This window comes from Blastococcus sp. Marseille-P5729 (assembly GCF_900292035.1).
GTDB lineage: Bacteria > Actinomycetota > Actinomycetes > Mycobacteriales > Antricoccaceae > Cumulibacter.
This window is the reverse complement of record NZ_OMPO01000001.1, coordinates 1,113,636-1,137,958: the sequence shown is the minus strand read 5'-3', so window position 1 is coordinate 1,137,958 and position 24,323 is coordinate 1,113,636. Positions and strand designations below refer to the sequence as shown.

Annotated in this window: 24 protein-coding genes; 16 read left to right on the top strand and 8 right to left on the bottom strand. The window is 68.8% G+C overall.

All coding sequences use genetic code 11. The features are described from left to right. The first annotated feature begins 141 nt into the window (after positions 1-141). The 7 genes from DAA40_RS05635 to DAA40_RS05605 all read left to right on the top strand — a co-directional run bounded on the left by DAA40_RS05635 (position 142) and on the right by DAA40_RS05605 (position 6,314). Positions 142-702 (top strand): dihydrofolate reductase family protein, encoded by a 561-nt coding sequence (locus tag DAA40_RS05635; RefSeq protein ID WP_106848670.1) that lies wholly within the window; start codon positions 142-144, stop codon positions 700-702. A 45-nt stretch (positions 703-747) separates the two neighbouring features. Next, on the top strand, positions 748-1,557 hold the full coding sequence (locus DAA40_RS05630; RefSeq protein WP_106848669.1) for a hydrolase: 810 nt from the start codon (positions 748-750) through the stop codon (positions 1,555-1,557). Between the two features lie 118 nt (positions 1,558-1,675). After that, on the top strand, positions 1,676-2,008 hold the full coding sequence (locus DAA40_RS05625; protein ID WP_106848668.1) for a YciI family protein: 333 nt from the start codon (positions 1,676-1,678) through the stop codon (positions 2,006-2,008). Between the two features lie 64 nt (positions 2,009-2,072). Then, entirely contained in the window at positions 2,073-3,374 is a 1,302-nt protein-coding gene (locus tag DAA40_RS05620) for an RNA polymerase sigma factor (RefSeq protein WP_106848667.1), read from the top strand. Between the two features lie 64 nt (positions 3,375-3,438). Further along, positions 3,439-4,080 carry a hypothetical protein gene (locus DAA40_RS05615; protein WP_106848666.1) on the top strand — a complete coding sequence of 214 codons (642 nt, stop codon included), beginning with the start codon at positions 3,439-3,441 and terminating at the stop codon, positions 4,078-4,080. A gap of 157 nt (positions 4,081-4,237) precedes the next feature. Next, positions 4,238-5,473 (top strand): MFS transporter, encoded by a 1,236-nt coding sequence (locus DAA40_RS05610; RefSeq protein WP_106848665.1) that lies wholly within the window; start codon positions 4,238-4,240, stop codon positions 5,471-5,473. Continuing rightward, a complete protein-coding gene (locus tag DAA40_RS05605) occupies positions 5,466-6,314 on the top strand; it encodes an Fpg/Nei family DNA glycosylase (protein WP_106848664.1) in 849 nt (282 codons plus the stop codon). Before DAA40_RS05610 ends, DAA40_RS05605 begins: the two co-directional genes overlap by 8 nt. Here DAA40_RS05605 and DAA40_RS05600 read toward each other — a convergent pair. After that, entirely contained in the window at positions 6,308-7,606 is a 1,299-nt protein-coding gene (locus DAA40_RS05600) for a sodium:proton antiporter (RefSeq protein WP_106848663.1), read from the bottom strand. The two genes, DAA40_RS05605 and DAA40_RS05600, sit on opposite strands and share 7 nt — an antisense overlap. A gap of 115 nt (positions 7,607-7,721) precedes the next feature. Here DAA40_RS05600 and DAA40_RS05595 point away from each other — a divergent pair, with 115 nt between their 5' ends. Further along, positions 7,722-7,943 carry a hypothetical protein gene (locus DAA40_RS05595; RefSeq protein WP_106848662.1) on the top strand — a complete coding sequence of 74 codons (222 nt, stop codon included), beginning with the start codon at positions 7,722-7,724 and terminating at the stop codon, positions 7,941-7,943. A 143-nt stretch (positions 7,944-8,086) separates the two neighbouring features. On the opposite strand, the gene DAA40_RS05590 is transcribed toward DAA40_RS05595, so the two are convergent. After that, the gene (locus tag DAA40_RS05590) at positions 8,087-8,569 is read right to left on the bottom strand and encodes a hypothetical protein (RefSeq protein ID WP_106848661.1); all 483 of its coding nucleotides are present in this window, start codon (positions 8,567-8,569) and stop codon (positions 8,087-8,089) included. Between the two features lie 169 nt (positions 8,570-8,738). On the opposite strand from DAA40_RS05590, the gene DAA40_RS05585 reads away from it, so the two are divergent. Further along, a complete protein-coding gene (locus tag DAA40_RS05585; RefSeq protein WP_106848660.1) occupies positions 8,739-10,256 on the top strand; it encodes a fatty acyl-CoA synthetase in 1,518 nt (505 codons plus the stop codon). Between the two features lie 26 nt (positions 10,257-10,282). Here DAA40_RS05585 and DAA40_RS05580 read toward each other — a convergent pair whose 3' ends face one another. Then, a complete protein-coding gene (locus DAA40_RS05580) occupies positions 10,283-11,881 on the bottom strand; it encodes a TM0106 family RecB-like putative nuclease (protein WP_106848659.1) in 1,599 nt (532 codons plus the stop codon). Positions 11,882-12,030: 149 nt separating this feature from the next. Here DAA40_RS05580 and DAA40_RS05575 point away from each other — a divergent pair, with 149 nt between their 5' ends. Together DAA40_RS05575 and DAA40_RS05570 are read left to right on the top strand one after the other, a co-directional pair. Then, positions 12,031-13,227 (top strand): cytochrome P450, encoded by a 1,197-nt coding sequence (locus DAA40_RS05575; RefSeq protein ID WP_106848658.1) that lies wholly within the window; start codon positions 12,031-12,033, stop codon positions 13,225-13,227. Between the two features lie 24 nt (positions 13,228-13,251). After that, positions 13,252-14,016, top strand: coding sequence for an SDR family NAD(P)-dependent oxidoreductase (locus DAA40_RS05570; protein WP_106848657.1), 765 nt, complete (start codon positions 13,252-13,254; stop codon positions 14,014-14,016). An 84-nt stretch (positions 14,017-14,100) separates the two neighbouring features. Here DAA40_RS05570 and DAA40_RS05565 read toward each other — a convergent pair whose 3' ends face one another. The 3 genes from DAA40_RS05565 to DAA40_RS05555 all read right to left on the bottom strand — a co-directional run bounded on the left by DAA40_RS05565 (position 14,101) and on the right by DAA40_RS05555 (position 17,718). Then, positions 14,101-15,240, bottom strand: a complete 1,140-nt coding sequence (locus DAA40_RS05565) for a DoxX family protein (protein WP_106848656.1) — start codon at positions 15,238-15,240, stop codon at positions 14,101-14,103. Between the two features lie 137 nt (positions 15,241-15,377). After that, complete coding sequence (locus tag DAA40_RS05560) at positions 15,378-15,944, bottom strand: carboxymuconolactone decarboxylase family protein (RefSeq protein WP_106848655.1); 567 nt, start codon at positions 15,942-15,944, stop codon at positions 15,378-15,380. Between the two features lie 43 nt (positions 15,945-15,987). Next, on the bottom strand, positions 15,988-17,718 hold the full coding sequence (locus tag DAA40_RS05555; RefSeq protein WP_106848654.1) for a serine/threonine-protein kinase: 1,731 nt from the start codon (positions 17,716-17,718) through the stop codon (positions 15,988-15,990). A gap of 129 nt (positions 17,719-17,847) precedes the next feature. Here DAA40_RS05555 and DAA40_RS05550 point away from each other — a divergent pair, with 129 nt between their 5' ends. Both DAA40_RS05550 and rfbB read left to right on the top strand, forming a co-directional pair. Continuing rightward, entirely contained in the window at positions 17,848-18,381 is a 534-nt protein-coding gene (locus DAA40_RS05550) for a hypothetical protein (protein WP_106848653.1), read from the top strand. A gap of 506 nt (positions 18,382-18,887) precedes the next feature. Further along, positions 18,888-19,886: a dTDP-glucose 4,6-dehydratase gene (gene rfbB / locus DAA40_RS05540; protein ID WP_199849529.1), complete on the top strand. Its 999-nt coding sequence runs from the start codon at positions 18,888-18,890 to the stop codon at positions 19,884-19,886. A 20-nt stretch (positions 19,887-19,906) separates the two neighbouring features. Here rfbB and DAA40_RS05535 read toward each other — a convergent pair whose 3' ends face one another. Continuing rightward, positions 19,907-21,007, bottom strand: a complete 1,101-nt coding sequence (locus tag DAA40_RS05535; RefSeq protein ID WP_106848651.1) for a D-alanine--D-alanine ligase family protein — start codon at positions 21,005-21,007, stop codon at positions 19,907-19,909. Positions 21,008-21,056: 49 nt separating this feature from the next. Here DAA40_RS05535 and murF point away from each other — a divergent pair, with 49 nt between their 5' ends. Genes murF through DAA40_RS05520 form a run of 3 tightly spaced genes read left to right on the top strand, consistent with a single transcriptional unit; the run spans position 21,057 to position 23,481 of the window. Then, a complete protein-coding gene (gene murF / locus DAA40_RS05530; RefSeq protein WP_106848650.1) occupies positions 21,057-22,397 on the top strand; it encodes a UDP-N-acetylmuramoyl-tripeptide--D-alanyl-D-alanine ligase in 1,341 nt (446 codons plus the stop codon). A gap of 49 nt (positions 22,398-22,446) precedes the next feature. After that, a complete protein-coding gene (locus DAA40_RS05525) occupies positions 22,447-23,043 on the top strand; it encodes a hypothetical protein (protein WP_106848649.1) in 597 nt (198 codons plus the stop codon). Further along, positions 23,044-23,481, top strand: a complete 438-nt coding sequence (locus DAA40_RS05520) for a hypothetical protein (RefSeq protein WP_106848648.1) — start codon at positions 23,044-23,046, stop codon at positions 23,479-23,481. Between the two features lie 189 nt (positions 23,482-23,670). Here DAA40_RS05520 and DAA40_RS05515 read toward each other — a convergent pair whose 3' ends face one another. Next, on the bottom strand, positions 23,671-24,276 hold the full coding sequence (locus DAA40_RS05515; protein WP_106848647.1) for a TetR/AcrR family transcriptional regulator: 606 nt from the start codon (positions 24,274-24,276) through the stop codon (positions 23,671-23,673). Positions 24,277-24,323 lie beyond the last annotated feature (47 nt).

The following is a 24,323-nucleotide window of genomic DNA, read 5'->3' as shown; positions in this document are numbered from 1 at the left end:
CCGGTATTGGGGAGGGATGGCTCATCCGAAGCGTTACGATTCCCAGCGCCACCTCACCAGACGGGAGCCGCGTCTCACGTCGATCCGGACGGCGACACTCGTCCTAGGACTGGATTGCACGCCTCAGAGGAGAGTAGCGAGATGAGGCCGCTTCGATACTCGATCAATGTGACGCTTGACGGCTGCTGCCATCACGAGGCAGGACTCCCGCCGGACGAGGAGTCGATGCGTTACTGGACCACCGAGATGGAACGAGCCGATGCTCTGCTGTTCGGCCGGGTGACCTACGAGATGATGCAGTCGGCCTGGCGACGGCCCGTTTCGGGCACCTGGCCTGACTGGATGGACGAATGGGAGATCCCCTTCGCCGAGACCATCGACCAGGCGAGGAAGTACGTCGTATCGAGCACGCTGAGCGCGGTTGAATGGAACGCCGAGCTGGTGCGGGGCGACCTGGAGCGAGCAGTTCGACATTTGAAGCAGGAGCCTGGCGAAGGCCTGTGGGTGGGCGGCGTGACGCTTCCCCTGGCGTTGGCGGACCTGCGCCTGATCGACGAGTACGTGTTCGTCGTCCAGCCGGTCGTTGCCGGGCACGGGCCCACCTTGCTCGCCGGGCTGCGCGAGCGCATCCAGCTGGACCTCGTGGACCGTCTCGAGTTCCGGTCGGGGGCGACCGCCCTGCGATACCGGCCACGAGGGTGACGGGTTGCCCCTCGCCTGCACAAGTCCCGGGCACACTATGGAGGCATGACGATCATCTGCGTTACCTGCGGAGTGGAGACCGGCCCGCAGCCGCCTGCCACCTGTCCGATCTGCGCCGATGAGCGGCAGTACGTTCCCGCCAACGGACAGCGGTGGACCAGTCTGGACGAGCTACAAGATTCCGACCAGCAGATCAAGATCTCCGAGCTGGAACCCGACCTGTGGGGGCTGAATGCACCGGGGCACGGGATCGGGCACACTGCGCTGGTGGTGCGCAGCGGGGACGACGTCGTCCTGTGGGATCCGATCGGCTACCTGGACGACGAGACGGTCGAGTTCGTGAGGGGGCTCGGCCGCGCCAAGGCGGTGATCGCCAGCCACCCACATATGTACGGCGTCCAGATCGAGTGGGGCGCGGTGCTGGACGCGCCGGTACTGATCAACGCCCGCGACCAGCAGTGGGTGCAGCGGCAGGACGACCGGCTCGAGCTCGTCGATGGAACCGTCCAGCTGCTCCCGGATCTGGTCCTGCATCGTCTCGGTGGGCATTTCGCCGGAAGCCAGGTACTGGAGTGGACCAGCGGCGCCGACGGTCGTGGGACGCTGCTGGCGTCCGACACGATCGGCGTGAACCCCGATCGCAAGACGGTTGCCTTTCTTCGTAGCTATCCGAACCGGATCCCCCTATCTGCAGAGGTCACGATGCGTCTGGCACGCGACGTACAGGACATGCACTTCGACCGGTGCGTCAACAACTTCGGCGGCGTGCTGGACACCGACGCCAAGGAGGCGATCATGCGGTCGGCGGAGCGACACGTGGCGTGGGTGACCGGAGCGAACGACGCCGACTGCTGAGAAGGTGCGACAGGGACTCGAGAGAATTTCGCTAGGTTGTGTCCATCTGGATCCGTCCCGTTCGTAGAGAGGTTGAACGGCACCGACAACCGGTGCCGCCAACCGAAGGAGCAACGCCATGAAGTACATGCTGCTGATCCAGGCCGCCTCGGCCGATGCCCAGCCGACCTGTGACGTCCAGGACTGGATGCGCTACGACCAGGAGGTCAAGGACGCCGGGATCCTCGTCGCTAGCGAGTCCCTCGCCGACCTCGTCACCGCCACCCGCATCACCATCAAGGACGGTGAGCGCGTCATCACCGACGGCCCGTACGCCGAGAGTCGCGAGGTCCTCGGCGGGTTCTACGTCATCGACGTCCCCGACCTGGACGCCGCCCTCGACTGGGCCGCGCGCTGCCCGGGCGCGATCGACGGTCACATCGACGTCCGCCCGGTCGCCGACTTCGGCTGAGCCGACCCGGCCGATGACCGCACACGACACATGACCGCGCACGACAGATGACCGGGCACGACAGATGACCGGGCACGACAGACGCGATGCCGCGGCGTCGCTGGAGGCCGTCTTCCGCGAAGAGCACGGACGGCTTCTGGCGGCGCTTGCCCGCCGCTACGGCGATCTCGATCTCGCCGAGGAGGTTACCTCCGACGCTATCGAGACTGCCCTGACCCGGTGGCCGGTGGACGGCGTCCCGCCCAACCCCGGTGCCTGGCTGATGACCACGGCCCGCCGCAAGGCGGTCGACCGGCTGCGCAGGGACGCCGCGCTCGCGGCGCGCCTGGCGCGCGTCTGGGCCGAGACCGAGCAGGACGCCGCCGCCGAGGCCGACGACGGCAGCGCCGACGCGTTGCCCGACGAGCGGCTGCAGCTGTTCTTCACCTGCGCGCATCCGGCGCTCGCCCCGGAGGACCGGATCGCCCTCACGCTGCGATTCCTGGCCGGGCTCACCACCGGCGAGGTCGCCCGGGCGCTGCTCGTTCCCGACCAGACGATGGCCAAGCGGCTCACCCGCGCCAAGGCGAAGGTTCACGGCGCACGCGTGCCCTTCCGCGCCCCGGGGCCGGCAGAACTGCCCGGGCGGCTGACCGGCGTCCTGCAGGTCATCTACTCGACCTTCACCGAGGGGTACGCCGCGACGACCGGCGCCCGACTGCAACGAATCGACCTCGCGGACGAGGCGATCAGGCTCGCCCGCATCCTGCGTCGTCTGCTCCCGTACGAGCGTGAGGTCGCCGGCCTTCTCGGCCTGATGCTGCTCGTGCACTCTCGCTCCGACGCTCGCACGGACGACGAAGGACTCCCGCTGCTGGTCCACGAGCAGGACCGCTCGCTGTGGAACCACGAGCTGATCGACGAAGGGGAGCGGCTCGCCGAGGTCGCGCTGACCGGTGGGCCACCCGGGCCGTACGGCGTCCAGGCTGCGATCGCCGCGCTGCATGCGGAGGCGCCCGACGCCGACCGCACCGACTGGCCACAGATCGTCGCGCTGTACGACGTCCTGCACGCCCTCGACGGCTCGGCGATCACGGCGCTCAACCGGGCGGCCGCCATCGCGATGCGCGACGGGCCAGCTGCCGGGCTTCGGCTGATCAGTGAGCTTGAAAGTGAACCGCGGCTGCGTGGGTACGCACCCCTGCACGCCTGCAAGGCGGATCTGCTGGAACGGGCCGGCGACATCGACGCGGCGGTCGCCGAATACACGCACGCGCAGAGATGCGCCGGTACCGAGCCTGAACGTACCTGGTTTGCCCGCCGCATCGATACCCTCTCTGACCAGGTGGTTCAGTGGGTCGGTTTACCGAGTCGACCGCCGGGGTAGGGCTCCGTGGGAAAAGCCTAAAGGCGCTGGGCCTTTCCGGCGCCGCACCCGCCAAGGAGTGGCAATGGAACCCTGGGTATGGATAGTTATCGGCGTCGTCGCGGTGCTACTGATCATCGCCCTGATCGCGATGATGTCGCGCAATTCGGCGTCCGCTAAGCGCAAGGAGGCGCAGGACCTCCGCGAGCAGGCCCGTGAGCGGGACCTGCAGGTCCGCGAGCGTGAGGCCGCTGCTGCCAAGACCGCGGCGGACGCTGATGCCGCTCGTGCCGAGGCCAGCCAGCAGGAGGCCGCCGCCAAGCAGCAGGCCGCCGCCGCCCAGCAGCGCCAGATCGAGGCCGAACGACTCGCCGACGAGGCGCGTCAGCGCAACGGTTCACTACAGGAAGCGCGGTCCGAGCAGGATGACCTGTTGCGCCGCGCCGACGAGGTCGATCCCGACGTGGACAACCGGCGCGGCGGCGCCCGCGGTGACCGGGACGGCGACGGCGACTACGAAATGAACGAGCGTGTGCGCGACCGCGTCGACGAGCGTCGCGATGGCCGCCATGCGGATCAGGATCCGCGGATGCAGGATGTGCAAGGCGGACGCCAGGTTCGCGGGGACCGGGACGGCGACGGCAGGTACGAGATGGGTGAGCGCGCTCGCGACGCCGCCGACCGGGTCCGCGGTCGCGACGGCGACGTCGACGGACGACGCCGCTGACCTGCACAACCCACAGACGGCCGGCCTCCCACTGCGGGAAGCCGGCCGTTCTGGTTCGTTTTGTCTCACCTGCGGTGGGTTACGCCTCGCTATAGCGAGGCGTAACCCACCGCGGGTGGGGTTCGACCTCGCCGCGGATCGCTGACATGATCGACGAATGTCGCTGACCACCTACGCTCGCCGAGAGGATGGTGGGTCGGGCATCGACTCCGGCCGCGCCTGGCTGATCGTCGTCGCCACGTTTCTGTCGACCTTCACCGGATTCGGGCTGGTCTACAGCTTCGGGGTGTTCTTCGAGTCGATGGCCTCGGAGTTCGACGCCGGTCGCGCCGCCACCGCCTTCATCCCCGCGATCACCAGCGCGATCTACTTCACCCTCGGCCTGTTCACCGGCCGCATCGGCGACCGCTTCGGCCCCCGCCCGCTGTTGGTCGCCGCCGCGGCGTCCCTCGCGGCCGGCATGTTGCTCACCTCCCGGGTCGAGTCGCTCACCGTCGGTTATGTGACCTACGGTCTGGGCCTGGGCATCGCCGTGGCCTGCGCGTACGTTCCCATGGTGGCCTTCGTCGGCGGCTGGTTCTTCAAGAAGCGGACGACGGCGCTCGGCGTCGCCGTGTCCGGCATCGGCGTCGGCACCCTCGTCATGGCGCCGGTGGCGCAGGCCCTCGTCGACGCCCATGGCTGGCGGACGGCGTTCGTCATCCTGGGGATCTCAGGTGCAGCGGCGATGCTGATCGCGGCGGTGCTGGCGAAGCGGCCACCGCACGACCACACCGAGACCGCGACGCACAGCATGCGTGACCTGATGCGCAATCCGCAGTTCGTCGCGCTCTACGCCAACGGCATCCTCATCGGGCTGGCGATCCTGATCCCGTTCGTCTTCCTCAAGGACTACTCCGTCGGCCACGGCATCCGTCCCGGCTCCGCGGCCATCCTCGTCGGACTGGTGGGTGCCTCCAGTGTCATCGGCCGCCTCGGACTCGGCGCGCTGGGCGCCCGGTTCGACTCCATGGCGCTGCTTCGCTTCAGCTTCATCCTGATGACGCTCAGCTTCTTCCTCTGGCTGTTCTCCGGCGACAGCTTCACCGCGCTGCTGCTGTTCGCGGGCGTGTTCGGTGTCGGGTACGGCGGATACATCGCGCTGATGCCCGCCACGATGGCCTCGATCTTCGGCCCCGTCGGCCTCGGCCGGACCCTGGGTCTGCTCTATACGTCCGCAGCGATCGGCGGGCTCGTGGGCCCCGCGCTCGTCGGGGGCATCATCGACGCCACGTCGTACACCTGGGGGATCCTCGCCACCATGGCGATGGTGCTCGCCGCCGCCGCGTGCCTGTTCTTCGTGCGCCCGGAGCGCACGCCGCCGCAGGTTGCCACCGGCCGCGCCGATGCCTGAGGGGGACACCGTCTTCCGGGCCGCCGCCAAGCTGCATCGCGCACTCGCGGACCAAGCCCTCACCCGCGCCGAGGTGCGGTGGGGGACCAAATCCATACCGGACGTCGTCGGACGGCGCACCCTCGAGGTCGTGCCGCGCGGCAAGCACATTCTGCACCGCATCGAGGGCGGAATCACCGTCCACACGCACCTCCGCATGGAAGGCACCTGGCGAGTGGTGACCGACGAGCGACTGCGCCCCCGCGAGCTGTATGACCGCAGCATCCGCGCGGTCTTCGCTGTCCAGGGCCGCACCGCGATCGGACGGCGGCTGGGCATGCTCGACGTACTGCCCACCAGTCGCGAGGACATGGTGGTCGGTCACCTCGGCCCGGACATCCTCGGCCCCGACTGGGATCCCGAGCGGGCGGTCGCAGTCCTCGCCGCAGATCCCCGCCCGATCGGCGAGGCTCTGCTCGACCAGCGCCTCCTCGCCGGTATCGGCACGCTGTATGACGCCGAGACCCTGTTCCTGGAAGGGATCGCGCCGTGGACGCCGGCCGACCAGCTCGGCAGCGAGACCGTGGATCGCGTGATCGACCGGGCGCACCGGCTGCTGATGGCCGGTAAGGAGCACGACATCCAGTCAACTACCGGCAGCCGGCGCCGCGGAGAGGAGGTCTACGTGCACGCGCGGTCCGGTCGGCCGTGCCGCCGCTGCGGTACAACCGTGCGGGTGGCGATGATCGGGGCGGCGCCGTACGACCGGACGATGTTCTACTGCCCGGGCTGCCAGGGCGGTCTCGGGCCCACCGACGACGGCCGCCCGCAGGCGCCGCTCGGGCACCGCAGGGCTCACTGAGCCAGGCCGCTCACCTCACGGTCGTCGCGTGGACGCCCCCGCTCCAGCAGGTGCATCGTCGGAGTCGCGGTGATCCCGTGGACGATGACGGACGCGACGATCGTCAGACCGACCGTCGCCCACATCCAGTCGATCGAGCCGAAGTCGCCCTTCGAGGCGGCGTACGCCATGTAGTAGATCGAGCCGATGCCGCGGACGCCGAAGAAGCCGACCGCGCGGCGCTCGCGGGGCCGCAGCTTGTCCGTGCCGAGCAAAGACAGCCACCCGAACAGCGGCCGGAACACGAAGATCAACGAACCGGCGATCACGCAGCTGCGCCAGTCGACCGCGTCCAACAGCCCGTTGGAGACCGAGAATCCCAGGAACAGCAGCAGGAGGAGGGTCAGCAGCCGCTCCAGTCGCTCCACGACCTGGTGCATCAGCTCGTGGTAGTCGTTGTCGCGCTCGCTCGCCCGTAACGCCAGCGCCGCGGCGAAGACCGCGAGGAATCCATAACCGCCGACCAGCTCGGCCAGCCCGTAGGTCACCAGGATCGCGGCGACGGCGAACAGCGGCTCGCCCGTCTCGGCGGTGCGCAGCGCCTGGTGCGGGCCGCGGAAGGCGGTGCGTCCGAGGAGCCAGCCGGCTGCGGCACCGATCGCGACACCGATGACCACCTTGCCGATTAGGTACCAGCCGACCCACTTCAGCCCCCAGCCCGCGAACCCGCCGGCGGTGCTCATCAGGATCGCGGCGTACACGAACGGGAACGCAAGTCCGTCGTTGAGCCCTGCTTCTGAAGACAGCGCGAACCGCGGCTCGTCCGATTCATCGATCTCCTTGCCGGAGGCCACCGTCGGGCCCTCGACCTCGACGTCCGAGGCCAGCACGGGGTCGGTGGGCGCCAGGGCGGCGCCGAGCAGCAGGGCCGCCGCCGGGGCAATCCCGAGCACCGCCCAGCCAAGCAACGCGACCGCGGCGATGCACAGCGGCATCGCGATCGCCAGGAGCCGCCACGCGGGCGCCCACGCGCGCCAGTCGCTCCAGCGCAGCGGATTCAGCGGGCGATCCAGCGCCAGACCGACGCCCATCAGCGCGACGAGCACGGTCACCTCGGCCAGATGCTCGGTGAGCCCCGGGTGGTCCTTGGGGAACAGCGCGACGCCGTCCGAGAACGGCATCATCCCGGCGATCGCGCCGACGGTCACCAGGATCATCGGCGTCGACAACGGGAGGTTCTCGATCAGGTTCGGCAGCACCACTGCGATGAGCAGGGCGAGGCCGACCAGCAGAAAGATGGTGGGGGCAGTCATGGCTCATCTCTCAGGCGTCGCGCGGCGCTCAGCATTGCTCGCCGGGCCGTAGGCCTCGATTATGTCGGTGCGTGGTTGGGTAGGGAGCAGTACCCACGAGCGAAGGAGACGAACCGTGACGACACCGAACGGGCGCGACGCACGCACCGGCGAGAACCTCGACGCAACCGATCCTTCGGTCGGGGGCGATGCCGCCGTAGGCGGGGCCGCCAGGCCGGAGCCGACTCCCCGCACGCCCGATCGTGACTCGGCCGTCAGTGACCTGGCCCCGCGGACCGATCAGCCCGATACTCCGGACGGCGACAAGGACCCGGGCGAGGACGCCGCCGCCGGGTAGCCCGCCGGCGTCACGGTGGGGCGGTCGCGCCAACCCCGCCACGGTCGAGCGGTCGCGCCGACCCCGCCACGGTCGAGCGGTCGCGCCGACCCCGCCACGGTCGTCGAGCGAGCGAGGAACGAGCGACGCCGAGACGTGGTGCGTCAGGCGTACGAGCTCACCAGGTCGATCAGGCGCTTGATGCTCTCGCGCATCTCCTCGGCGGAGATCCGCGGCAGGGTGTAGGTGGCGAGGTACTTCTCATCGGTCACCCGGGACCAGTCGCAGGTCTGGGTGATGACCGTCTCGCCCTTCGGGCCGACATCGAACTCCCAGTCCCACCGAATACCGACTGGCTCGCCGCCGGGGTTGGCCGGCATCCATGCGATCTGCACATCAGGCTCGAAGGCGACCACGACGTTCTCCACCGTGTACTTGCCCCGCGGCAAGAAGTCCATGTTGACCTGGAAGCGGTCGCCGACCGCACGGACGGCGTCGTCCCCGGCGCTCACCAGCTTCCCCGAGCCGTCGAGGCGCACGTGGTTCGAGGGCACCGTCAGGTAGTCGAACAGCTTCGGGATGGCGGCGTCTGTCACGACCGAGACGCTCTGGCTCGTGCCCGTGCGGGTGACCGACTCATCCTTCATGGCTACCAACGTAGTGCGCCGGACCGAACCGCGCGAGTGCCGCGGCGCGGTTCAGGGCAGCGGCGAAGCGTGCACGCGCCGGTCGATCTGCTGACGGGTGCTCGGATGCCGGGGTGTGGAACGTAAAGTGGTCCGCATCTCACCCGCGGCAGATTTCAAGGAGCCCTCGATGAGCCTCAGCATGGTCCATCACAACACCATCGACACCCCGCTCGCGCGCCAGGCGCGGCGCGTGCCGAGGAAGACCGCGGTGACCTACGCCGACCGGTCCTGGACCTATCGGGAGCTCGATGACGCGGTCTCGCGGGTCGCCAAGTACCTCGGCGAGCTGGGTCTACAGAAGGGCGACCGGGTCGCGGCGTACGGCCAGAACTCCGACGCCTACGTGATCCTCTACTACGCCTGCGGGCGCGCCGGGATGATCCACGTGCCGTTGAACTACGCGTTGACCGGCGGTGAGCTCGAGTACCTCATCGAGGACAGCGGCGCGACCGCGATTTTCGTCGACCCGCACCTGGAGGAGTACGTCGACGCGATCAGCAACGCGCCGTCGATCCGCCGGTCAATCTCTGAGGGAGAGGACAGCGTGCTCGCCCGGGCCACCGCAGGCGACGTCCCCGAGCTGGAGCCGGTCGCGGCGCAGAACGATCTAGTGCAGCTGCTGTACACCTCCGGCACGACCTCGCGCCCGAAGGGCTCAATGATGACCCACCGGGCGTTCGTGTTCCACCTGGCCAGCAACATCGTCGCGCTGGACTACTCCGAGAACGACATCAACGTGCAGTGCATGCCGCTGTACCACTCGGCCGGGATGCACGACTTCCTCGAGCCGTTTATCGCCGTCGGCGCCACCACCCATCTGCTGCAGGTGCCCGACATCCCGAAGATCATGGAGAAGGTCGAGGAGGTGCGGGCGACCACGCTGTTCCTCGCCCCGACCGTGTGGGTGCCGCTGACCAATCACCCCGACTTCATGACCCGCGACCTGTCGAGCCTGCAGAAGGCGTACTACGGTGCCTCGATCATGCCGGTGCCCGTCGTCCAGCGGCTCATGGACCGGATGCCGCAGCTGGGGCTGTACAACTGCTTCGGCCAGTCCGAGATCGGACCGTTGGCGACCGTGCTTCGACCTGAAGAGCACGAGGGTCGGATGGATTCCTGCGGGCGCGCCGTGCTGTATGTCGAGATGCGCGTGGTGGACGCCGAGATGAACGACGTCGCCCCCGGCGAGACCGGTGAGGTCGTCTACCGCTCGCCGCAGCTGTGCGAGGGCTACTGGAACAAGCCCGAGGCTACCGAGGAGGCGTTCGCGGGGGGCTGGTTCCACTCCGGCGACCTCGCTCGGATCGACGAGGACGGCTACATCACGGTCGTGGATCGGATCAAGGACGTCATCAACACCGGCGGCGTCCTGGTCGCCTCGCGGGAGGTAGAGGACTGCCTCTACACGCACGAGGCCGTCGCCGAGGCCGCCGTCATCGGTCTGCCGGACGAGAAGTGGATCGAGGCGATCACGGCGTACGTCGTCCTCAAGCCCGACCAGCAGGCAACCAAGGAAGAGCTCATCGAGCACACAAAGCAGTCGCTGGCGAAGTTCAAGATCCCCAAGGATGTCCGGTTCGTCGACGAGCTGCCGCGCAACCAGTCCGGCAAGCTACTCAAGCGCGTCCTCCGCGACCAGGCCTAGACCCGATCTTGGAACGATCCGCTCGCTCAGCGCGCGGATCGTTCCACAATCGGGGGGAGGGAGCGGAGCCAGTCGCGGAGTCGCAGTGTCGAGAGGCAGTCGTAGCGGTTGTAGTCGGCGATTGCGTCGAGCACGGTGCCGGCCTCCCCGTAGTGCCCGCCCTCCCGCAGCTCGGTGAACCGCTGGTAGCCGACCACCGATGCGGCGCCGTCGATCACCTCGCCGGTGCGCAGCTCGTCGCCCATGTAGAGCGGCTCGATCTTCTTCAACCCGTAGCCGGGCTGGGAGGTGCGGATGCTGCTCTTGACCACGGGGAGCAGATCAACGAATAGACCACCCTCGATCCACTCCTCAACCGTGGTCTCGGCGAACTGGAAGCGGCGGGCGACCTCGCGCAGCACCATCGTCTCGTAGCTGCCGTAGTGATAGATGTGCATCGATGGATGATGAGCCAGCCGCTGCTGCACATATCGCACGAAGTCGCGTAGCGCCTGCAGTTCCTCATCGCGGTCATGCGCCCAGAACGCAACATAAGGGTGCTGCTCGCCGGGCACGACCATGCCGAACAGGTAGTGCAGCCCACGGACGTCGGAGCCTTGCTCGCTCCACATCGGGTCGGACTCGAAGTCGAAGAAGACATCACCTGCGGAGGGCTCAGGCAGCGCTGCCAACGGCGTGTCGTCGTACACCTCGAACACCGGGTCGAGCTGCCGGGCCGGGTCGAGCTCGGAGCCCGGCGGCATCTGCCGTACCTGCAGACGAGCCTGCGCCCGGAGCGTCTCGAAGCGCTCCTGCTCCAGCCCGTCCACGGACTCGGACGCGCGTGCCAGATCGTCGATGGTGCGGACGCCGCCCGCGCGCAGCAGTGCCCGGTCGGGCATCCGCAGACCGACCGTCATGCGGACGTCACGGGCGAGGGTCATCTCGTACCGGCAGGTCGGGCACCAGCCGCACGCCGCGATCGAGTCGTCGTCCCAGGACGCCGGGCCCTCGGCGATCAGCCGCTGGTCGGCGGCCCGCTCGAACCGGGTGATCAGCGCGCGGGCCCGGTCCATGGCCTCGACAAGCGGGACGTCGATCCGGGACCGGTCACCGGTGACCAGCACCGCATCGGCGTCCAGCAGGACACCGCGCGAGAGCAGCCCCAGCGCCAGGGCGCCGATCTGCAGCAGGTAGACCTCCTTCAGGCGCAGCCCGAGTCGGACCTCGGTGAGCTGCCAGCGATCGCCTAACCGGACCAGGAAGTCCGCGGCGCCGTACAACCGGCCGGCCGCCACCGGCAGTTGCCCGACCACGCGCGGGGCGTCGTCCCGGGTCAGCAGCTGCATCGCCGCTGCGGCGCTCTCATGGGTCGGCGGCTGGTCCGTCGGCAGCACGAGCACACCACCGGGAGTTCCCGCCTGCCAGCGGCCGTACCGTACGAGGTAGTCCTCGATCAGGTGCGTCTGATGGGCGCGGCCGACCTCGCCGAGCCGCTCACCCAGGACGTCGACCGGCTCGTTGGACTTGCCTTCCGGGATGCGCCCGAGCAGCGCGTCGACCTGTCGCAGAGTGTCGAGCTGGCAGGTCAGGAACGACCGAAGGTCGCCGGGGGAGTAGCTGACCAGCCCGTTGTCGAGGCGCATGGAGCTCCTTTCGTCGTCCACGACCGTATCCGGCGCCCACGACAACCCGGGCGGGTGTGCGGTCTCACCGGGCGGTTCGCTGGCCAGGTGCCTCAGCGGGTCTAAGGTCGAGAACGGCAAGAAACACCACCTGGCATTGGAGCTGGTCCATGACCGCCGAAGTCAACTTCGTCCTGCCGCTGCTGCGCGAGGGTGTGAGCCCCGCGTTCGAGCTCGGCGCCCTGCGTACCGAGGCCCCCGTCGCGAAGCTCGAGCTGCCCGAGGGCATGAATGTGAACGCCTGGCTGATCACGCGGTACGACGACGCCAAGGCGGTGCTCGGTGATCACCAGCGCTTCTCAAACGACTTCACCAAGCTCACCGAAGCCGGTGAGCTCACGGAGCTGATGAACCAGGCCCCGGGTGGCCTGGGACTGCTCGATCCGCCGGATCACACCCGGCTGCGGAGGATCGTTACCCCCGAGTTCACGATGCGCCGGCTGCGCCGCTTGGAGCCGATGATCGCGCGGATCATCCGTGAGCGGCTCGACGCGCTTGAGGCAGCCGGACCCGGCGCCGACCTCGTCGAGCTGTACGCCGTCCCGATTCCGGCCCTTGTGATCTGCGAGCTGCTCGGCGTCCCCTACGAGGACCGCGACGAGTTCACCGACCACAGCGCTGACCGGTTCAACTTCACCGGCGACCTCGGCGACTCCCTTGGCGAGATCGGCGAGTCGCTGAAGTACCTGCGCGGGTTGGTCGCCAAGATTCGCGAGGAACCCAACGACGGGCTGATCGGCCAGATCATCGCCGAGCACGGCGACGAGATCGACGACGTCGAGCTCGCCGGCCTCGCCGACGGCATTCTCACCGGCGGGCATGAGACCACCGCCGCGATGATCGCGCTCGGCGCGCACCACCTCATGCGCAACCCCGAGCACGTGCGCGCCATCATCGACTCGGACGAGAAGCAGGCGCAGGAGATCATCGATGAGCTGCTGCGCTACATGACCGTCGTCCAGATCGGCTTCCCCCGGCTGGCCAAGGAGGACGTCGAGATCGGCGGGCACGTCATCAAGCGCGGTGAGCTCGCGCTCGTCTCGCTGGCTGCGGCTAACCGCGACGAGGCGCTCACGCCGGACGCCGACACCTTCCGGATCGACCGCGGCACCACCTCACACCTGGCTTTCGGGTACGGCATCCACCGCTGCGTCGGGGCCGAGCTGGGCCGGATGGAGATGAAGGTCGCGATCCCCGAGCTGTTCCGCCGCTTCCCGGACCTCGCCCACGCCGAGGATCCAGACGAGGCCGCCTACCGGATGTTCTCGATCGTCTTCGGCCTGGAGTCGCTGCCCGTCACCTGGTGACGCCCGGGATTTAGGATTCCGGGCATGACTTCATTCGCGCAGCAGACCCGTTTCGACGACAAGGTCGTCCTCATCACCGGAGCGTCGTCCGGCCTCGGCGCCGCGATGGCTGTCGCCTTCGCCGAGCAGGGCGCCGACATCGGCATCTGCGCACGTCGTGTCGAGAAGCTGGAGCAGACCGCTGCGGCCGTGGAGCAGACCGGACGTCGCTGCGTCGTCGTCCAGGCCGACACCACCAAGCCGGAGGACTGCGAAAATTTCGCCCAGACGGCTCTCGACGAGCTTGGCCGGATCGACGTCCTGGTCAACAACGCCGGGCTGGGCACCGCCGTCCCGATGACCAAGGAGACCCCTGAGCAGTTCGCCTCGGTCATCGATGTCAACCTCAACGGCGTCTACTGGATGAGCCAGAGCGCCGTGCGCCGCATGAAGGACGGCGGGAACATCGTCAATATCTCCAGCATCATGGCGATCTGGTCGGGTGGCCTGCCCCAGGCGGCGTACACCTCGAGCAAGGCCGCCGTCCTCGGCCTCACCCGTGATCTCGCGGTCCAGCTCACCGGCCGCAAGAACATCCGCGTGAACGCCATTCAGCCGGGTTACTTCCCGACTGAGATGACCGACCAGCAGGAGCAGGAGTACCTCAAGTACGTCTCCGACCTGGCGCCGATCGGGCGCCTCGGCAATGTCGACGAGCTAGTGAACGCGACGATCTTCATGGCCTCGGACGCCGCGTCGTACATCAGCGGCGCCTCGCTCGTCGTGGACGGCGGCCTCACCCTCCGCTAGAGACGCTTCTGCGGGGCAGTGAGACACGCTCTCGGGTGAGTAGCGTGCCCCTCTGCCCCGCAGAAACGGAGAGGCGAGTGCGCGTCAGTCCTGGCGGACGGCGCGGCGGGTGCGCCAGGCCTTCGCGAGCCCGAGGTAGGCGGCGGCGTTGCAGGCGGCGAGCGCCAGCAGCAGGATCGCGTTGAGCAGGTGGTCGTCCAGGAACGGGTTGGTCGCGGCCTGGCCCTCGGCGCCGACGGCGCCGCGGCTGTGACCGGCTGGCCAGGCAGCCATGTACATCATCAGCAGCAGGACGGCGCCCGAGAGGGCAGCCACCCAGGTGAGGACCTTGCCCAGGCCGAGCATCAGCACGATGCCGATGCCGAGCAGGCCGGCCATGAACAGCCAGTCCGACCAGGCCTGGTCGAGGAAAAACTGCCAGACCGACTGGAACGGATTGTTGGGGTCGTTCGCGGCGCCGGTGAGGTAGCCCTGGGTCGGGCTGCCGCCGTTGATCCAGGCCCGGTCGCTCGGCGTACCGAAGCCCAGGCCGAAGGTCTTGTCGAGGAAGGCCCACAGGAACTGCCATCCAATCAGGATGCGGACCAGGCCCAGTAGCCAGCCGCCGATCTTCGGGATGTGGAAGCCGTGCTTGGCAACGCCTTCGTCCTCGGCCGCGTCCGGGACGCCGTCCCGGTTACGATCGACCGCCGCCGCGCCAGCCGTCCCTGCGGCCGCCGGCGTCCCGGTGGCGAACCGCTCCTCCGGGCGGGTGTCATAGCGCGCCGCCGAGACGTAGTGCGAGTCGTCGTACCGCGAGTCGCCCTGCGGAGCGTCGCCGTACTGGCTGTCGCCGTACCGGGAGTCGCCGTACCGGGAGTCGCCGTACCGATCGTCGGCCACCGGAGCGTCGGTTGCCGGCATCATCGCGGTCCGGTCAACATCCACGGCGTCCTCACCACGGGCGGCGGAGAAGGTGCGAGTCGGCTCGTCGCTGTAGTCGGTCGGGCCCACGCCGTCGTGGCGGACCTGGCTGCCGTCGCGGGTGCGCTCGCTCGGGCCGAAGGCGCTCGCGCCGCCGGCGTTCTGGTCCCGGCCGTCGACCGGTGGGAGGTCGCCGCTGCGGATCTCCTCCGCGAGCGTGGGCTGCGGGTCCTGGAAGGCAGGATCGAGATCGGGGCCGCGAGAGCTGTCGCGGGTGGGATCGTGGCGGTCGGAGTCTCCGCCCTTCTTGCTACCGAACATCAGTGGGCCTCCTCAGTCGGCGCTCGCGCCGGTGGCGCAGCGCCAGCTCCTCGGCGTGAGCAGGCCGGCTGACCTGCCGCGTTTCCACTCTAGTGGCGGGTGTCCTCGGGTGGGCGTTGTTCGCGGTGGGCGCGGCGTCACACTGGCGGCTCGATACCCAGCGAGCGCAGCAGAAGTGCCAGATGTGTGTAGTGGCCGACCATCGCACACAGCTCGACCAGCCCCCGCTCACCCCACTCCTGCACGGCCGCCGCCGACAGCTCGCTGGGTAGGCGATCGCCGTCCAACACTGCGTGCGCCGTCCGCCACGCGAGCGCGGTCTGCGAGTCGGACGGCTCGCGGCCCTCGGCGATGGCGCTGAGGTCGTCCTCGTCGATCAGTCCGGCGTCCCGCACGATCGCGGCGTGCGCGTACCACTCGAACCGGGCAGCCCAGCGCACCGCGACCGCCAGGATCGCGGTCTCGGTCACGGCTCGAGGCAGACTGGTCTCGTTGCGCAGCGCCAGTCCGAGCTGCGAGATTGCCTGTCCGACGGCAGGGCTGCGCAGGATCGGGTCGAACGGCCCGAGCAGCGCGCCGTCCGCGTCGGTCAGCGGAGTGAGGGTGTTGATGCCCTGCCGGCCGCCGAGGATCGCGTCGTACAACGGTCGTTGATCGTCGGTCAGCTCGTCGCGAGGGATGGGGCGCAGCACGGGATCGCTCATGCGCACGAGTCTCGCACGAGCGCCGCGGGCCCGCCGGGCGTGGCTACTTGGGGGTCGTGAGGACGGTGTCCTTCGAGACGCTCATCGCGCTGATGTACCAGAGGTCGCCTTGCAGGGTCATGGTGACGGTCTGTACCTGCTCGATGTACTCGTCAGTGGTCTCGTAATGGCAGTACATCGAGACCGTCGACGTCGCCGCGTCGGCCACGTAGTCCCCGCAGCTGACGCTGATCACGGACTGCCAGAACGCGACGTACGACTCGTAGTTCTTCTTGATGCCGCCGGTCAGATAATTCTCGTACGCCGACTCGTAGCCTTCCGGCAGCAGCTCGTAGTACTGCTGGACAGCGAGGGCCATCTCGGTCTCTGCCGTCGCCGCGTCGTCGGTGGCACTGTCGGTCGTCGTGGGCTCGGGAGAGGGCGTCGTCGTGGTGGACGGCGTGGCCTGGCCCGGGGCTGATTGCGCCGGGGTCTCGGAGGTCGGCGGCACGCTGTGCGTCTCGGGAGCATCGGACGACGATGGCGCCTGCTCGGACTGCGTGGTCGACGTGGCGCTGCCGGCCTGGGCGGACTCATCGTCGGGTTCACGCAGGACCAGCACCAGAGTCAGGGCGAGGACGACGGCCGCGGCGGTCGCGATCGCGGCGATGAGTGGTCCGCGCTTCTTGCGCTCCGGCTGGTAGCTGCCGACGTCCGCCCCGGCGTACGTCGCCTGCTGAGCACCGGTCGGCGGAAAGTGCCCGCCGGTCGCCGGGTACTGAGCTCCTGTCGGCGGGTACTGGGCGCCGGTCCAGGGATACTGGCTACCGGTCGTCGGGTACTGCCCTGCGCCGGGCGGCGGCGTGAGCGGTCCGCCGAAAGCGGCGTTCGTGGCCGTCGGCCGGCTGTGCTGCCGCGGATCGACTTGGCCCGTCGGCGGGGTCTCCAGGACCGTGGGCTGCGAGGTGGCCTCCGACAGTGAGATGTTGCCGCGCGGGTCGGCGAGCTCACGCAGCTTGTCGGCGGCCATCGCCATGGTCCAGCGGCTATTCACGTCGGTGTCGAGCAGGTGCCGGAGTGCTGGGGCCAACGGACCGGCGTGGCGCGGCTGAGCGGGCTGCTCGACGCCGATCCGGTAGAGCATCGCGATGGTGTTCTCATCCAGGCCGTAGGGCGGTTGGCCCTCGAGGGCGTGGAAGATCGTGGCACCCAACGCCCACACGTCGGACGGCGGCGCGGGCGTCCGGCCGCGGGCGAGCTCAGGCGCGAAATAGGCGGGGGTGCCGGCCATCATGCCGGTCCTGGTGAGCTGGGGGTCGGCGTTGCCCTTGGCGATCCCGAAGTCGGTGATCTTCGCGGTGCCCAGTTCGTCGACCAGGATGTTGCTGGGCTTGACGTCGCGGTGCACGATGCCCAGCTGGTGGGCCGCCGCCAGCGCCTTGGCGATCTGCGCGGCGATTGCCGCGATCTCGGACGGCGGGAGGGTGCCGCGCTCCTTGATGATCTGCGAGAGATTCTTGGCCGGGACGTACTCCATCACCAGCCAGGGCTTGCCGTCGTGCTCGATGACGTCGTAGATCGAGACGGCGTTCGGGTGGTTGAGCGAGGCGGCGAGCCGGGCCTCACGGCGGGCCCGCGCGGCGCCGTCGCCGTCCTCGCCCGGCAGTGCGCCGATCTGCTTGATCGCGACATCGCGGTCGAGGACCTCGTCGCGGCACAGCCATACGGTGCCCATGCCGCCCCGTCCGATAGGGCGGTCGAGCCGGTAGCGGCCAGCGATCAGCTCGTTCTGCACGTGCGTTCCTTCGCGTCAGGGCGCAAGAATGGTAACCCTCGGACGCGCCGGCCGATCGGATGGTTGCGCCCCGTCCGCGGAGATTCCACCGGCCGCGCTGCTCGGGGCACCGGGTGGCACGATGGGGCCATGACTCCCATCCTCGTCGCCCCGGGTGGCGGTCGCCCCAACGTCATTGCAGCCGGTATGGCAGCGGCGGCCGGGTCGCGTGGCGCGCGCGTGACCCTCGGGGCCATCCAGACCGCCGATATCGACATCCCGGCCTTCGCCACGACCGTCGACGGGCTGCTCCGCGAGTTCGAATTGATGATCGTCTATCTATATCCGGACGTCACGGACGCCGGTTTCGTGTACTCGCTGTGCGAGGCGATCGAGGACGCCGACATCGACCTGGTCCTGCACGTCGCGTGCGGCCGCTCCACCGACGATGCGGTCGAGATGGTGGACGCGCTGCGCGAGCGGCACATCGAGCCCAGCGGGCTGGTCCTCGACGCGGCGCCCACCGACGAGACGAAGTACACCGAAGCCCGGCAGTTCCTCGGTGCGGCCGCCGGCGTGCCGGTGGTCGGAGCGCTCCCGGAAGGCGCCGAACGCCTCGAGCCGCAAGAGTTCGCCCGCCGGTCGGTCACCTGGTTCGACGAGGACACCAGCTTCGACGACTAGGACCGTCAACGGAGGTGGATGAATAACGTACGAGGGCAGGCTGCACGGTCGGGTAGTCCTCGTCATGGGGCCGGTCAGACACCTGGCGAAACTATCGGCAACGGCCGCGCGACGGCGGCGCTCTTCGCGCACGATGGGGCCAGGATCGTCGGCGTCGACCATTCGATCGACGCGGACGCCTTCAGCCGCTGCGCGGATGTGAACCTCCGAGGCACGGTGCTCGCGTGCAAATCTGCTGCCGATCGTGCGCGAGCAACGATCGGGGCTGATGATCAACAGGTACTCTGTCGCCGCCCTGATCGCCGATCCGCTCATCGCCTACGCGCGACGAAGACGGACGTAAACGCGCTCACGTTCGTCCGGCGACATCCACAGCGGGCCGCGCCGCGCGTGGGTGCCCTGCGACCACGGTCAGGCCAGACTCACAGTCCGTCGTGCCCGATCCAGCGGCCTCGGCGCGCTAGCCTGAAGCTCTGGCACGATCCCCATCGGAAGGCACCTCATCCATGACCCGCATGCTCGTCACGGGAGCCGCCGGCTTCATCGGCGCGAACTTCGTCATCCAGGCGCTGCAGCACGATCCCGGCCTCGACATCACGGTCATCGACGCGCTGACTTACGCCGGCAACCGTGACAACATGAAGACCTTCGAGGAGAAGATCAGCTTCGTGCACGGCGACATCGCCGACCGCCAACTGATGGACAAGCTAGTTGCCGACACCGACCTCGTCGTCCACTTCGCGGCCGAGTCGCACGTCGACAACTCCCTCGACGACCCGTCGCCGTTCATCAACAGCAACATCCTCGGCACCTTCTCGATCCTGGAGGCGTGCCGCAAGCACGGCAAGCGTCTGCACCACATCTCGACCGACGAGGTGTTCGGCGACCTCGAGCTTGACTCGCCCGAGAAGTTCCGCGAGGACACGCCGTACGACCCGTCGTCGCCGTACTCCGCCTCGAAGGCGGCCTCCGACCACCTGGTGCGGGCCTGGATTCGCTCGTTCGGGCTCGAGGCGACGCTGTCGAACTGCGCGAACAACTACGGCCCGTACCACCACGTGGAGAAGTTCCTGCCGCGGCAGATCACGAACATCCTCACCGGCCAGCGCCCCAAGCTGTACGGCGCCGGCGTGAACGTGCGCGAGTGGACGCACGTCGACGATCACAACGCCGCTGTCCTGCTCATTCTGGAGAAAGGCCGCATCGGGGAGACCTACCTGATCGGCTCAGGCGAGGAGCGGCAGAACAAGGAGATCCTCACCGAGCTGCTCGACGTCATGGGCCAGCCGGCCGACGCCTTCGACTTCGTGCCCGACCGTCCGGGACACGACCTGCGCTACGCGATCGACTCGACCAAGATCCGCACCGAGCTGGGCTGGGCGCCGAAGTACCAGACGCTGCGCTCCGGTCTGGAGGCCACCGTGGAGTGGTTCCGCGAGAACGAGTGGTGGTGGAAGCCGCAGAAGGAAGCGACCGAGGCGAAGTACGCCAAGCTCGGCCGCTAACCCGTCAATCCTGCATCCTGTCAGCGTTGGGTGGAGATGGCGGCCCGGCGCGCGTGCCGCTTGATCGCGATGTCGACTAGCCGATCGATCAGCTCGGCGTAGCGTAGGCCGCTCGCCTCCCACACCTTCGGGTACATGGAGTACGGCGTGAATCCCGGGAGCGTGTTCGCCTCGTTCAGCAGCCAACCAGCGCCGGGTCGGTCGGCCGTGCCCTCGTCGTAGAAGAAGTCGATGCGCGCCAGGCCGCTGAGCCGGTAGGCGCGGAACACCCGCTTGGCGAGCTCCTGCACCTCGGCCACCTGCTCGCCGCTGAGCTCGGCGGGGATCGACAGGACAGCCCCGCCGGTGACGTACTTGTCGTCGTAGTCGTAGAAGTCGGCGCCGGGGAGGATCTCGCCCGGCAAAGAGGCGTCGATGTCGAGGTCGCCGAGGACGCCGACCTCGATCTCGCGACCGAGGACGCCGGACTCGAGCACCAGCACCTCGTCGTACTGCAGCGCCTTCGTGATTGCCGGGACCAGCTGCCCGGCCTCGGTGACCTTGCTGATGCCGACCGACGAGCCCATGTTGGCCGGCTTGACGAAGATCGGGTAGTCGAGCTCGGCGTCCGCCTGGTGGGCCAGCTGCTCGACGGACTGCCCGGCACCGTCGCGGTACTCCAGCCAGGCGCCCTGGGGGATGCCGGCGGACGCCGCGACGGTCTTGGCCATCGCCTTATCCATCGCGACCGCCGAGCCGAGCACCGGCGAGCCGACGTACGGAACGTTGGCCAGCTCGAGCAGCCCCTGCATGGTGCCGTCCTCGCCGTGCGGGCCGTGCAGCAGCGGCAGGACCACCGTCTGCGCGCCCTCGCCCGCGGCGAGAACCTCCACAGCGTTGACCGGCGTCCCGGTCGGCTCGAGCGCGTTCGGTAGCGGCGCACCTGCCTCCAGCGCCGCGATCGCGGCGTCCTGGCGGAACCACTGACCCTCGCGGGTGATGCCGACCGGCACGAGCTCATAGGCGTCCTTGTCGGCTGCTGCCAGCAGGTGCGCGGCGGAGGTGCAGCTGACGTCGTGCTCGGCGGAGATTCCCCCGAAGAGGACGACGAGACGGACGCGGTCGTGGATCTTGCTCGGCATACGCTCAACCCTACGGGGCTGGGACCTGCCGATCTCGTATCGTCGGTGGGTGCGATTCACCACCAGCGACATTGCCCAAGCCACCTCCGGCGAGCTCGTCGGAGCGGACGTCGAGGCGAGCGGGGCGAGCATCGACTCCCGTTCGGTCGGCCGCGGGCAGCTGTTCGTGCCGATCGTCGCCGAGCGCGACGGCCACGACTTCGTGCCAGGGGCGATCGAGTCGGGAGCGGCGGCCTATCTCGCGAGTCGGCCAGTGGAGAACGTCGATGCACCCGTCGTGCGGGTGGGCGACACCGCTCAGGCCTTGATGGACCTCGGGCGGGCAGCGCGTGCCCGGCTGCCGGAGCGCGTCATCGGCGTCACCGGCTCGGTCGGCAAGACCTCGACCAAGGACTTGCTCGCAGCGGTGCTGCGGACGACGTACACCACCGCCGCCAATGAGCGTTCGTTCAACAACGAGCTGGGCCTCCCGCTGACCTTGCTCAACGCGCCGGACGACGCCGAGGCCGCGGTCGTCGAGATGGGGGCCCGCGGGATCGGGCACATCGAGCTGCTGTGCTCGATCGCTCAGCCCACCGTCGGCATCGTCACCTATGTCGGTGATGCCCACATGGAGCTATTCGGCACCGTCGACGCCGTCGCGCAGGCCAAGGGCGAGCTCGTGGAGGCGCTACCGCACTCCGGCCTGGCCGTGCTCAGCGCCGACCAGGAGGTCGTGTCCGCGATGGCCTCCCGTACGCGCGCCGACGTCCTGACCTTCGGCCGGTCGGTCGGCGCCGACGTGACGGCAGCCAACGTCGTCCTCGACGAGACGCTGCGGCCGGCGTTCACCCTGCAGACCCCCTGGGGCAGCGCGGATCTGCAGCTGGCCGTACGTGGCGAGCACCAGCTGTTCAACGCGCTAGCCGCGGCCGCCGCAGCGGGCGGGGTAGGCGTGCCGTTCGAGCGGATCGCCGCCGGGCTGACCGAGGCGGAGATCTCGGGTCTGCGGATGCAGCTGGAGCGCGCGCCGTCGGGGGCGCTGGTGCTCAACGACGCCTACAACGCCAATCCGACGTCCATGAACGCCGGCCTGGACGCCCTGCTGTCGATGAGGGCCCGGAGGCGGTTCGCGGTGGTCGGGGTGATGGCCGAGCTGGGGGACGACGCGGCGCGCGCGCATCGTGAGATCGCCGATCGTGCTGCCGGCGCCGGCGTCACCGTCATCGCCGTCGATGCTGCCGACTACGGGACTGCTGCCACCCATGCGCTCGATGTGGACAGCGCGCTGGAGATCCTAGGAGCACTGGGCGAGGGGGACGCCGTCCTCGTGAAGGGCAGCCGGGTGGCCGCCCTCGAACGGGTCGCCGAGCGGCTCCTCGGCGGCGACCATGCGCCAACTAACAACTGATTATGGTTTAGTTCCTGCGATTCAACCGAAAATGGTAGCATCTGCGGATATGTTCGCGGTCACGATCGATCAACGCGGGTCGCAGACGCACTCCGACCAGGTCCCTGGGCTTCTGCGGCTGCTCGCTGAGGTGGACGCTTGCCTGCCCTTCGAGCGCACCGCAGGCGACGAGGTGCAGGGCCTCCTCTGCGACGCGGACGCGGTGATCGACGCGATCGAGCGCACCATGCGCTCGCCAGACTGGTCGATCGGCGTGGGGATCGGGCCCGTGGAGCTACCCCTGCCGACGTCGGTGCGGGCCGCGCGCGGGCCGGCGCTCGTCCGCGCCCGAGAGGCCGTCGAGGACGCGAAGAAGTCCACGCCCGTCAAGCTCGCCCTTCACGCGGGCGTGCCCGATGCCCGAGGCAGCGAGATCGAGGCGCTGATGCGGGTCGTGGGCGTCGTGCTGCAGCGGCGCAAGCCGGCGCAGTGGCGGGTCATCGACGCCGTCCGGCAGGCTGCGGATCGCGCCGCCGCCGCTGCGGCGCTCGGCATCACCGTGCAGGCGGTCTCGAAATCCCTGCTCACATCATCCGAGGATGTCGTGCTCGACGTATATCCTCTGCTCGCGCGACTGCTGAGCGAGGCCGATGAACGGAGCGAGTAGATGAGTGCTGGGGCGCATGTCGGCATCCTGCTCGCGGCCCTGATCGCCTCGGTGCTTCTGGGGTGGGCGGTGACGGTCGGCGTCCTGCGGCTGGCCAAGGCGCCTGAGGTCACCAAGCCGTCGTACGAGCCCGACGCGCAGGGCCGGCAGGTGCCGGTCCTCACGGCCGACAAGGCCTCCGACCAGCCCGAGCCGCTGCTTCGGGGTGGCCTGTGGATCGGCATCCTGGAGCGGATCGCCGTCACCGGCGCGGTTCTGGCCGACCAACCCACCTTGATCGCGTTCGTTGTCGCGATCAAGGGGCTGGGGCGGTATCCCGAGCTGAAGGAGCAGGCCGGCGCCAGCGAGCGGTTCATCATCGGCACGCTCGCCTCGCTCACCGTGGCGGTGGGCATCGGGCTCCTTGCGGTCTGGCTGCGGTCTACTCTGGGCGAGTGACCGATTCGATGCGGGTGGCGGTAACCGGAGCCGCCGGCTACATCGGCATTTCGATCAGCACAACGACCGCGCCTGGGCGGTGAAACCCGACGGCGTGCCCGCGGCTACGGGCTGAGGCGGGTCAGCGCGATCCTGTGCGATCTCGTGGCGGATGTAGCGAGATTCTCATGCAGCAGGTCGTCGCCCGCCTCAGTACTCGCTGGCCTTGCCCGGCCCGGCGGCGCGGAACTGCCGGAGCCACAACCGCAGGATCTCGCGCTCTCGATCGGGGCGATCACGAATGACCGACCCGAGCGCCAGACCTCGAAGCATCGCCATCAGGCCGTCGTAGACCAGTGACTGCTGAGCGGGCGACAAGCCAGGATCGAGCGCCGTTGTGACGGCCGCGCGGAGGCGTTCGCTGGCCGATCGAGCGCTCTGCGCCAGCGCCGGCTGCATCACTGGGTCCGTGCGGGCGGCGGCCCAAAGCTCCAGCCCGGCCAGGAAAACCGGACGATGCATCATCTTGTGCAGTGCATCGACGAGAACCTCGGTGGGGTCGGCCTGGCTGGCCGCCGCGATCGTGCGCTCGATCTCCTCGCCGTGACGGTGTGCGATTTCCTCGATGGCCGCCAGCAGCAGGTCCGGCATCGAACCGAAGTGATGGGTCAGCGCACCACGGGACACGCCGGCCTCTCGTTGGATTCGCTCCATGGTGGTCCCGCGGAAGCCATAGCGCACGAGACAGCCCGTAGCCGCGTCCACGATCGCGGCACGGGTTCGCTCGGAACGCTCTTGACGGGCTCTGGTCTGCACGCGATGATCTTGCCATTCCAGTTAAACAGACCAAACGGTCGGATTAA

Coding starts and splice junctions, on each gene's coding strand:
- DAA40_RS05635 (WP_106848670.1), top strand. CDS start 142: ATGAGGCCGCTTCGATACTCGATCAATGTGACGCTTGACGGCTGCTGC.
- DAA40_RS05630 (WP_106848669.1), top strand. CDS start 748: ATGACGATCATCTGCGTTACCTGCGGAGTGGAGACCGGCCCGCAGCCG.
- DAA40_RS05625 (WP_106848668.1), top strand. CDS start 1,676: ATGAAGTACATGCTGCTGATCCAGGCCGCCTCGGCCGATGCCCAGCCG.
- DAA40_RS05620 (WP_106848667.1), top strand. CDS start 2,073: ATGACCGGGCACGACAGACGCGATGCCGCGGCGTCGCTGGAGGCCGTC.
- DAA40_RS05615 (WP_106848666.1), top strand. CDS start 3,439: ATGGAACCCTGGGTATGGATAGTTATCGGCGTCGTCGCGGTGCTACTG.
- DAA40_RS05610 (WP_106848665.1), top strand. CDS start 4,238: ATGTCGCTGACCACCTACGCTCGCCGAGAGGATGGTGGGTCGGGCATC.
- DAA40_RS05605 (WP_106848664.1), top strand. CDS start 5,466: ATGCCTGAGGGGGACACCGTCTTCCGGGCCGCCGCCAAGCTGCATCGC.
- DAA40_RS05600 (WP_106848663.1), bottom strand. CDS start 7,606: ATGACTGCCCCCACCATCTTTCTGCTGGTCGGCCTCGCCCTGCTCATC.
- DAA40_RS05590 (WP_106848661.1), bottom strand. CDS start 8,569: ATGAAGGATGAGTCGGTCACCCGCACGGGCACGAGCCAGAGCGTCTCG.
- DAA40_RS05585 (WP_106848660.1), top strand. CDS start 8,739: ATGAGCCTCAGCATGGTCCATCACAACACCATCGACACCCCGCTCGCG.
- DAA40_RS05580 (WP_106848659.1), bottom strand. CDS start 11,881: ATGCGCCTCGACAACGGGCTGGTCAGCTACTCCCCCGGCGACCTTCGG.
- DAA40_RS05575 (WP_106848658.1), top strand. CDS start 12,031: ATGACCGCCGAAGTCAACTTCGTCCTGCCGCTGCTGCGCGAGGGTGTG.
- DAA40_RS05570 (WP_106848657.1), top strand. CDS start 13,252: ATGACTTCATTCGCGCAGCAGACCCGTTTCGACGACAAGGTCGTCCTC.
- DAA40_RS05565 (WP_106848656.1), bottom strand. CDS start 15,240: ATGTTCGGTAGCAAGAAGGGCGGAGACTCCGACCGCCACGATCCCACC.
- DAA40_RS05560 (WP_106848655.1), bottom strand. CDS start 15,944: ATGAGCGATCCCGTGCTGCGCCCCATCCCTCGCGACGAGCTGACCGAC.
- DAA40_RS05550 (WP_106848653.1), top strand. CDS start 17,848: ATGACTCCCATCCTCGTCGCCCCGGGTGGCGGTCGCCCCAACGTCATT.
- rfbB (WP_199849529.1), top strand. CDS start 18,888: ATGACCCGCATGCTCGTCACGGGAGCCGCCGGCTTCATCGGCGCGAAC.
- DAA40_RS05535 (WP_106848651.1), bottom strand. CDS start 21,007: ATGCCGAGCAAGATCCACGACCGCGTCCGTCTCGTCGTCCTCTTCGGG.
- DAA40_RS05525 (WP_106848649.1), top strand. CDS start 22,447: ATGTTCGCGGTCACGATCGATCAACGCGGGTCGCAGACGCACTCCGAC.
- DAA40_RS05520 (WP_106848648.1), top strand. CDS start 23,044: ATGAGTGCTGGGGCGCATGTCGGCATCCTGCTCGCGGCCCTGATCGCC.